The 9,326-nt window shown below is 39.1% G+C and carries 6 protein-coding genes and 2 pseudogenes; 2 read left to right on the top strand and 6 right to left on the bottom strand.

What is annotated here, in order from left to right:
• Positions 1 to 57: 57 nt before the first annotated feature.
• Together treR and HT699_RS06570 are read left to right on the top strand one after the other, a co-directional pair.
• Positions 58 to 768, top strand: coding sequence for a trehalose operon repressor (gene treR, locus HT699_RS06575; protein WP_172934188.1), 711 nt, complete (start codon positions 58 to 60; stop codon positions 766 to 768).
• A 154-nt stretch (positions 769 to 922) separates the two neighbouring features.
• Positions 923 to 2,199: pseudogene (locus HT699_RS06570) on the top strand (ISL3 family transposase).
• Between the two features lie 65 nt (positions 2,200 to 2,264).
• Here the strand turns inward: HT699_RS06570 and HT699_RS06565 are convergent.
• The 6 genes and pseudogenes from HT699_RS06565 to HT699_RS06540 form a co-directional block, all read right to left on the bottom strand.
• Entirely contained in the window at positions 2,265 to 3,191 is a 927-nt protein-coding gene (locus HT699_RS06565; protein ID WP_172934187.1) for an ABC transporter ATP-binding protein, read from the bottom strand.
• Between the two features lie 10 nt (positions 3,192 to 3,201).
• Positions 3,202 to 4,269 carry an ABC transporter ATP-binding protein gene (locus HT699_RS06560; protein ID WP_000159563.1) on the bottom strand — a complete coding sequence of 356 codons (1,068 nt, stop codon included), beginning with the start codon at positions 4,267 to 4,269 and terminating at the stop codon, positions 3,202 to 3,204.
• 8 nt (positions 4,270 to 4,277) lie between these two features.
• On the bottom strand, positions 4,278 to 5,204 hold the full coding sequence (gene oppC / locus HT699_RS06555; RefSeq protein WP_000103690.1) for an oligopeptide ABC transporter permease OppC: 927 nt from the start codon (positions 5,202 to 5,204) through the stop codon (positions 4,278 to 4,280).
• Complete coding sequence (locus tag HT699_RS06550) at positions 5,204 to 6,700, bottom strand: ABC transporter permease (protein ID WP_000759897.1); 1,497 nt, start codon at positions 6,698 to 6,700, stop codon at positions 5,204 to 5,206. Before HT699_RS06550 ends, oppC begins: the two co-directional genes overlap by 1 nt.
• Before the next feature lie 66 nt (positions 6,701 to 6,766).
• Positions 6,767 to 8,746: a peptide ABC transporter substrate-binding protein gene (locus HT699_RS06545; protein WP_023940854.1), complete on the bottom strand. Its 1,980-nt coding sequence runs from the start codon at positions 8,744 to 8,746 to the stop codon at positions 6,767 to 6,769.
• 290 nt (positions 8,747 to 9,036) lie between these two features.
• Positions 9,037 to 9,132, bottom strand: a pseudogene (locus HT699_RS06540) (IS5/IS1182 family transposase); the annotation flags it as partial.
• Between the last annotated feature and the right edge of the window lie 194 nt (positions 9,133 to 9,326).

Raw genomic sequence — 9,326 nt, 5'->3', positions numbered from 1 at the left:
GTTGCAGATAGAGCTGACGTGGTTTGAAGAGATTTTCGAAGAGTATAAGGAAGCCAAATGAAGAAATATCAACAACTATTTAAGCAAATCAACGAAACCATTCAAAACGAGACTTACGCTGTCGGAGAGTTCCTTCCTAGCGAGCATGACCTCATGGAGCAATATCAAGTGAGTCGTGATACCGTCCGAAAGGCTCTGTCTCTCCTCCAAGAGGAAGGATTGATCAAAAAGATAAGAGGGCAAGGTTCTCAAGTCGTCAAAGAAGAAACCGTCAATTTCCCTGTATCCAACCTAACCAGCTACCAAGAACTAGTTCAAGAACTTGGACTGCGCTCTAAAACCAACGTGGTCAGTCTGGACAAGATTATTATTGATAAAAAATCCTCACTAATAACTGGCTTCCCAGAATTTCGTATGGTTTGGAAGGTGGTCCGCCAGCGTGTGGTGGATGATCTGGTATCCGTTCTGGATACGGACTATCTGGATATGGAACTAATCCCAAATATCACTCGCCAAATTGCTGAGCAGTCCATCTATTCTTATATAGAGGACGACCTCAAACTCCTTATTGATTATGCTCAGAAGGAAATCACCATTGACCACTCAAGCGACCGAGACAAGATTCTCATGGACATTGGCAAAGACCCTTATGTCGTTTCGATTAAATCAAAAGTCTATCTCCAAGACGGACGCCAATTTCAGTTTACCGAAAGTCGCCATAAGTTAGAGAAATTTAGATTTGTAGATTTTGCAAAGCGCAAGAAATAAAAGACTGAGACACTAGATCTCAGCCTTTTTCGGCTCTATAATATTTGTAGTGGGTACCCCCCTATAGATATTATGGAGCCTATTTTATTGTAGAAAAAAAGTCCCATAAGATCTATAATGAAAAGCGACAAAACAACTCATTAGAAAGAATCATATGGAACAATTACATTTTATCACAAAATTACTAGACATTAAAGACCCTAATATCCAGATTTTAGACATCATCAATAAGGATACACACAAGGAAATCATCGCCAAACTGGACTACGACGCCCCATCTTGCCCTGAGTGCGGAAACCAATTGAAGAAATATGACTTTCAAAAACCTTCTAAAATTCCTTATCTTGAAACGACTGGTATACCTACTAGAATTCTCCTTAGAAAGCGTCGATTCAAGTGCTATCACTGTTCAAAAATGATGATCGCTGAAACTTCTATCGTCAAGAAGAATCACCAAATCCCTCGTATCATCAACCAAAAGATTGCTCAAAAGTTAATTGAAAAGATTTCTATGACCGATATTGCCCATCAGCTTTCCATCTCAACTTCAACTGTCATTCGAAAGCTCAATGACTTCCACTTTGAGTGTAATTTTAGAAATCTGCCTAAGATTATGTCTTGGGACGTTGAAACAGTCCGGGGAGTGACTGTTTCAATCGGGAGATGGAGATGAGCTTTATTGCGCAAGATTTTGATAAGCTCAATATCATCACTGTTCTTGAAGGTAGAACACAAGCCGTCATTCGAGATCACTTTCTTAAATATGATAGGGTCGTCCGATGTCGAGTGAAAATTATTACTATGGATATGTTTAGTCCTTATTATGACTTAGCTAGGCAACTTTTTCCAAACGCTAAAATCGTTCTGGATCGCTTTCACATTGTGCAACATCTTAGCCGTGCTATGAGTCGTGTCCGTGTCCAAATTATGAATCAGTTTGAACGAAAATCCCATGAATACAAGGCTATTAAACGATACTGGAAACTCATTCAACAGGATAGTCGTAAACTCAGCGATAAACGTTTTTATCGCCCTACTTTTCGTATGCACTTAACGAATAAAGAGATTCTTGACAAGCTTTTGAGCTATTCAGAAGACTTGAAACACCACTACAATCTCTATCAGCTCTTACTTTTTCACTTCCAGAACAAGGAGCCTGACAAATTTTTCGGACTTATTGAGGACAATCTAAAGCAGGTTCATCCTCTTTTTCAGACTGTCTTTAAAACCTTTCTAAAGGATAAAGAAAAGATTGTCAATGCCCTTCAACTACACTATTCTAACGCCAAATTAGAAGCAACCAATAATCTCATTAAGCTTATCAAACGAAATGCCTTTGGATTTCGGAACTTTGAAAACTTCAAAAAACGGATTTTTATCGCTCTGAACATCAAAAAAGAAAGGACGAAATTTGTCCTTTCTCGAGCTTAGCTGACTTCAACCCACTACAGTTGACAAAGAGCCTAAAAATTGACATGGAAATTATAAAACCATTACTAGTTTAGTCCTTTTTGATAACGTGCCAATTCGGCTTGGTTCGCCCAAATATAGTGACCTGGACGGATTTCAACCATGGATGGTTTATCAGTCTCATAGTCGTGTTGACTTGGGTCGTAAACCTTCAAGACCTTCTTACGTTCCAAGATTGGGTCTGGAATTGGTACCGCTGAAAGCAAGGCTTGAGTATATGGGTGAATTGGATTGTTAAACAATTCTTCTGTCTCTGCAACCTCTACAATAACACCCTTGTAAATAACTGCGATACGATCTGAAATAAAACGAACAACCGACAAGTCATGGGCGATAAAGAGATAGGTCAAGCCAAGTTCTTTTTGGAATTTTTTGAGCAAGTTCAAGACTTGGGCTCGCACAGAAACGTCCAAGGCTGAAATTGGTTCATCCGCAATAACAAAGTCTGGTTGCATGACCAAGGCACGGGCAATACCGATACGTTGACGTTGACCACCTGAAAACTCATGAGGGTAACGAGTCAAATGCTCAGCAAGCAGACCCACTTCACGGATAATATTTTGAACTTTCTCTTCACGTTCTTCTTCATCCTTAAATAAACGGTGATTGTAAAGACCTTCAGAAATAATATAATCAACAGTCGCACGTTCATTCAAACTTGCCGCAGGGTCTTGGAAAATCATCTGGATACGACGAATCAATTCCGCAGCTTGTTCACGCGATTTCTTACCATTAATCTTTTGACCCTCAAAAATGATATCTCCATTACTTGTATCATTGAGACCGATGATAGCACGACCAATAGTTGTTTTCCCACTACCTGACTCACCAACAAGCGAGAACGTTTCTCCCTTGTTGATAAAGAAGTTAGCATTTTTAACCGCGACAAACTTCTTACTTCCTTCACCGAAGGAAATTTCTAAATCTTTAATTTCTACTAATTTTTCAGACATTTCCTTCCTCCTAGTCAGCCAGATGGGCAAATCCCATTTTTTCACGGATCTTATCATGGAGATTTGCAATCACAGCTGGTTTTTCTACTTTTGGAGCATCCTCATGAAGAAGCCAAGTTTTAGCCCAATGTGTCTCTGATACTGAGAATTGAGGAGCTTTTTGTTCGAAGTCAATCTGCATTGCATAGTCAGAACGCAAGGCAAAGGCATCCCCTTTCAAGTCAGTATAAAGTGACGGAGGTGTTCCTGGGATTGAGTAAAGATCCCCTTTATCATCAGCAAGCTGAGGCAAGCTAGACAAGAGACTCCATGTATATGGATGGCAAGCGTCATAGAAGACTTCCTCAACAGTTCCATACTCAACGATTTCTCCTGCATACATAACCGCTACCTTATCCGCAATACTTGCTACCACACCAAGGTCGTGAGTGATAAAGATTGTTGTGAAATGATACTCGTTTTGTAAAGATTTTAGCAAATCAATAATCTGAGCTTGAATGGTTACATCCAAGGCAGTTGTTGGCTCATCACAGATCAAGACATCAGGTCGGCAGGCAAGGGCAATCGCAATAACGATACGTTGACGCATTCCTCCAGAATATTGGAATGGGTATTCATCAAAACGTCTATCTGCGTCTGGGATTCCAACTTTATTCATGTAGTCAATGGCCAATTCTTTTGCTTCCTTGGCTGTTTTTCCTTGGTGTTTTACAATAACTTCTGTAATCTGGCTACCAATTGTTTTAATGGGGTCCAAACTAGTCATTGGATCCTGGAAGATAGTCGCAATCTTAGCACCACGAATTTGTTCCCAATCCTTGTGAGAAGATAGATTTGTCAAATCCTGACCACGGTAGTCAATACTACCTTGGGCAATGCGACCATTTTCTTCGAGCATACCTGTGAAGGTCTTTGTCAAAACAGATTTTCCTGATCCTGACTCACCTACCAAGGCTAATACTTCTCCTTCAACTAGTTCAAGGGAAACGCCGCGAATGGCTGTCAATACTTTGTCACGAACGTCAAATTCCACGACAATATCGCGAGCAGTCAAAATTACATTTTTTTCTTTTGTCATTTCTACTCCTATCTATGTGTACGTGGATCACTAGCATCCGCTAAGTTTTGACCAACTACGAAAAGGGACAAGGATACCAAAACAAGGGTTGTCAATGGAATCCAGAACAAGTAAGCATTGGTTGTTACGTTTTGTGAATAATCCGAAATCAAACGACCCAAACTTGGCACTGTAATCGGCAATCCAAGACCGAAGAAAGACAAGAAGGCTTCGTATGAGATAAAGCTTGGAAGCATTTGAGTCATCGTTGTCACAATAACAGATACCAATTGTGGCATAATGTTTTTGGCAACAATCTTCAAGGTTGGTGTTCCCAAAGTACGTGACGCCAAGTTGTATTCCAAATCACGATAACGCAAGATTTGCACACGGATCATGAAGGCAATCCCAATCCATGTCGTCACACTCATAGCAAAAATCAGATTCCAGAATCCAGCTCCGATTGAGTAAGTCAAGACAATGACAATCAAAAGAGATGGGATGTTTGAGATGACGTTATAAACTTCCATCATGACACGGTCAACTGATTTTGAAATTCCCCAAATACCACCGACAAAAACACCGATAACCAAGTTAATCACTGTCGCAATCACAGAAATAAGGATAGAGTTACGAGCTCCAAACCAGACACCGTCAAAGAGTGATTTACCGTTACTGTCTGTACCGAACCAATGCTCAGCATTTGGCTTGATATAACGAGCACTAAAGTCGTTTACCTTGCTGACATCATTGAAATCAAACTTAGAAAACATTGGGTAGATGAAACTCATCAAAATGATGGCTACCAAGATTCCCAACATGACTACAGTTGATTTTTTCTTCATAAATTGTCTAAACACTGATTTCCAGTAAGAATATGCTGGCGCATCAATAGTTTCAGAGGCAAAATCGTCACGTTTTATAAACTGAAATTTTTCTTTATCGATTGTAGACATTATTTGCCTCCTTTCTCAGTCAATTTAATACGTGGGTCAATAATAGTCATCCAAATATCTCCCAAAAGACGTGAGAAGATAGAAATACATGTAAAGATGAAGACAAGACCAACGACCATAGAGTTATTAGATGCTTTTACAGAGTCAATCAACATTTTACCCATACCTGGGAAGGCGAAGACTGTTTCAGTAAGGGTTGCACCACCGATAACCCCAATAATAGCACCAGGAATTCCTGAAACCAGCGGAACCATGGCATTTTTAAAGATGTGTTTGTTTGAAATTTCTTTTTCAGACAAACCTTTTGCACGAGCGAAACGAACAAAGTCTTGAGATTGCAAGTCAATCATGTAACGACGAATCCAAATAGCTGTACCAGGAGCACCCAACAAACCAAGGATGACTGCTGGTAAAACGTAAGAACGCCAATCTCCAGCTCCCAAGATAGGGAACGAATCTGGAAGACCAATAGATGATCCAATCAATCGAACGATGTAAACCAAGGCAATGGTTGGAAGAGCAAGCAAGAAGGTCAAAGCCCCTGTTGAGAAGCTATCAATCCAAGTGTTCTTGAAACGAGCCATGGCTGAACCAAGTGGCACTGCAATCGCATAAGAAATCACCAAACCAATCAAACCAGTAATAGCAGAGCTGACAATCATAGATGGATATTGGTAATTACTTTCAGTCGCTGTATAAGGATCATCTTTCCCATAGCTAGCTACTTCACGAGAGTCAGCCTGACTAGGTGACTTGTAGGTTCTTGAGTAAATATTTACAGAAGACGTTTTCTTACCTGTTGGGAACTGAACTTGGGCAGTTTTGGTTTGTCCTTGACCTTGAGTAATAACCTGAAGAACTGGTGTATTAGCATAGGTTGGGTAAGAGTCACCTAAATTGATGTTCACAAAATTTTGATGCACAAATGGGAACTGACTGTTAAAGTACAAGAGATATTTATGTTTAGTTCCTGAACCGACCAATGACCATCCGATAGCTGGATCATTTTCGAAACGAAGGTAGCGTTTCAAGTCTGGATTTTCAGGGTCTTGGATTTTATTTGTATGGTCAATGTCAATCAAGTTAGCATAGAAGTGAAAAACACGTTCAAAAATGGGGATTTCACGACTAGCATAGAATTGACCACTTTCAGTAAATTCTCCCAAGGTCCAACCATGACCTAATTGATTGATGTACTTTTCATAAATAGCTTTATTGGTCGCATTTGCTTCTACTGTTACAGAAGAATCCATGCTACTTGCCTTTTCTTGCAACTCTTTAGTATCGTAATACTCAATGTAGCCCATACGCTCAAACACAGTATTTTCATAGTTATCACGTTTATCAGCCGTTGTCGCAATTTTATTATAGTTAGGATCCTGCTTGAAAATCAATTTTCGAGGAACCAAGGTATAGATAATCGTGTAGGTCAAAGTCGTCACTAAGAAAATCGAAACCAATGACCGCAAAACACGCATAAAAATATATTTTTTCATATTATTTCCTTTAAAAATCCCAAAAGAACCTTCTCCTCATGGAGAGAAAGTTCTATTAGAAATTATTTACTTCACATGACTTGCCAATTCTTTTTGAGCTTTCTCATTTGATTCAGCTTTTTCTTTCAACCATTTTTCACGAGCTTTTTCATACTCTTTCTTAGTCACCGCTTTATCTTGCAATTTCAAATATTTGAAGTAAACATCTGACCCCTTAGAGCCTGTTTGCGCAGAAGCTCCAGTAAATGGAACAACTCGTGAAAGCACCGGTGCTGCACCAGAAGAAGCCATAGCAGGAATAAAGAGAGAACTATCAGTCAACCATGCTTGAGCCGCTGCATATTTTTCATAACGGACATTCAAGTCGCTTGTCTCTTTGGCAGCTTCATCAACCAATTTATCGTATTCTTTCAAACCAACTTGAACTACTGAAGGGCTATTTGGATTATCAAATCCTAAATATGTTTTTGTAGTTTCACTGCTAGTTGTTTTTAAAATATCCAAGTAAGTAGATGGGTCTTGATAGTCTGGTCCCCATGTAACTCCTCCCGATACATCCCAATCCTCAGATGAAGCATTGGCAGCATAGTAAGTAATATTAAGGAATTCATCACTTGTCATTTGTTGAATATCGACAACGACATTTTCAACACCAAGAACTGTTTCTACAGATTGTTTAAAGGACTGAATACGGGCGATGTAGCCTTTTGATGCTTGGTCTACTGGAACATCCAGATGAATAGGAAACTGAACGCCATCTGCTTCTAAAGCTTTCTTAGCTTTCGCAAACTCTGCCTTGGCCTTGTCAGCATTGAATAAACCATCCTGCCCATCAGCTAAATTCACACCTTTCCACTCATCTCCATAAGCAGGAAGTTGAGCAGCGACTAAATCACCAAAGGTCTTCTCACCAACTGAAACAAAGTCTGGTTTTACAAATAGATTACGAACTGCTAAAGCTGCTCCATCTTTACCATTGATTTGAGCTGAGTAAGCTGAGCGATCAAGAGCAAAATTCAAGGCTTGACGGAAATCTTTGTTAAGCAATGCCTTCTTAGTAGCTGCTTTCTCTGAATCGGTAGTTTTAGAAGTATAGTTGTAACTTTGGCGATCAACATTCACACCCAGACCAGCAATCCCAGAGCCTGGTTGTGTGTAATAGATATTGTCCTTGTATTTTTCTGCAACCTTAGAATAGTTGGAGCTGGTAGGGAAAAGACGGGCATAACTATAAGCTCCACTAGTGAAGTTACGCTCTAGCGACTCCTGATCTGAGCCATCATAGTAAGCTAGATTGATAGTATCTAGGTGGACATTTTCTTTATCCCAATATTGCTCATTTTTCACAAACTCTACAGAAGATTTTGCAGTCAACCCTTTCAACAAGAATGGCCCATTATAAAGCAAGGATGTCGGATCTGTTGGTTTAGCAAAATCGCTTCCTTTTGATGTTTCGAATTCTTCATTCAGAGGCCAGAAAATAGAATAGGTCAACTTAGAGTTCCAGAACGGTTCAGGCTGGTTCAAAGTGTATTGTAACGTATAATCATCAACCGCCTTGACACCAACTGTTGAAAAATCTGTTGAAGTTCCTGATAGATAATCTGCCAAGCCTTTAACCGAGTTTTCAGCTAGATACATAGCTTCTGATTTTTTATCTGCTGCGTGTTTTAAGCCGTTCACGAAATCTTTAGCCGTCACCTCTGCATATTCTTCTCCATCAGAGGTAAACCATTTAACCCCTTTACGAATCTTATAAGTGTAGGTCAAACCATCCTTAGAGACTTCCCAATCCTCTGCAACTGCAGGAGCAAGATTACCGTAATTATCGTTAGTGAATAAACCATCAATCCCATTTGAAGTCACTACTGTTGTACTATTTTTACTTGAAATCAGGTAGTCCAAGGTTTCTGGGTCTGCTGTATAAACATAGCCATAAGCTTTAGGGGCTGATGAATCAGATGATTTTGAAGAACTGCATGCTGCAAGTACACCTGCTGCTAATAAAACAAGACCTGCTGTAGCAAATACACGATTTTTTTTCATTTTCTACTCCTCTGTTTATGTGAATTATAGATTGACAACCATTATATCACATTATCCATTAAAAATCAAACAAATTTTCAGAATATTTAGGCTTGTTGGCACAAATTTTTCATTTTTTTGAATATATGATTCAAATTGTCGTTCGAAATGTCAAAGACTACAGTGAAAATAGGAAATTTGACGCAGAAACTTTGGAGCTTAGGAAGACATACAGTAAAATAAAATACGGACGGAACAATGTGATTTTGGAATTCAAATCATTTTATAACAATATTAGACTTCCTGCAAAACTAGAATCCTAGTTCATGATTGATAATGCCAGCAATCAAATTCATTCGTAATCCGAAGCGTTTACGATGATTTCGATAGGTTGTTGAAAACTATTTTAAACGTTTTCATAGTGAAATGAAATAAGAACGGGACAAATCAATCAAGACAGTCAAATCGATTTCTAACAATGTTTTAGAAGTAGAGGTGTACTATTCTAGTTTCAATCTACTATACTTTGTCAAAAATACTCTCAACCTTGATTCTCTCCTTAGATAGCGCATGGTTACAGGCTTTATCTTCAGCTGTTAGC

This window comes from Streptococcus sp. 1055 (genome assembly GCF_013276815.1).
In the GTDB taxonomy this organism is placed as follows: domain Bacteria; phylum Bacillota; class Bacilli; order Lactobacillales; family Streptococcaceae; genus Streptococcus; species Streptococcus pseudopneumoniae.
This window is presented reverse-complemented; position numbering and strand designations above follow the sequence as displayed.

Coding starts and splice junctions, on each gene's coding strand:
- treR (WP_172934188.1), top strand. CDS start 58: ATGAAGAAATATCAACAACTATTTAAGCAAATCAACGAAACCATTCAA.
- HT699_RS06565 (WP_172934187.1), bottom strand. CDS start 3,191: ATGTCTGAAAAATTAGTAGAAATTAAAGATTTAGAAATTTCCTTCGGT.
- HT699_RS06560 (WP_000159563.1), bottom strand. CDS start 4,269: ATGACAAAAGAAAAAAATGTAATTTTGACTGCTCGCGATATTGTCGTG.
- oppC (WP_000103690.1), bottom strand. CDS start 5,204: ATGTCTACAATCGATAAAGAAAAATTTCAGTTTATAAAACGTGACGAT.
- HT699_RS06550 (WP_000759897.1), bottom strand. CDS start 6,700: ATGAAAAAATATATTTTTATGCGTGTTTTGCGGTCATTGGTTTCGATT.
- HT699_RS06545 (WP_023940854.1), bottom strand. CDS start 8,746: ATGAAAAAAAATCGTGTATTTGCTACAGCAGGTCTTGTTTTATTAGCA.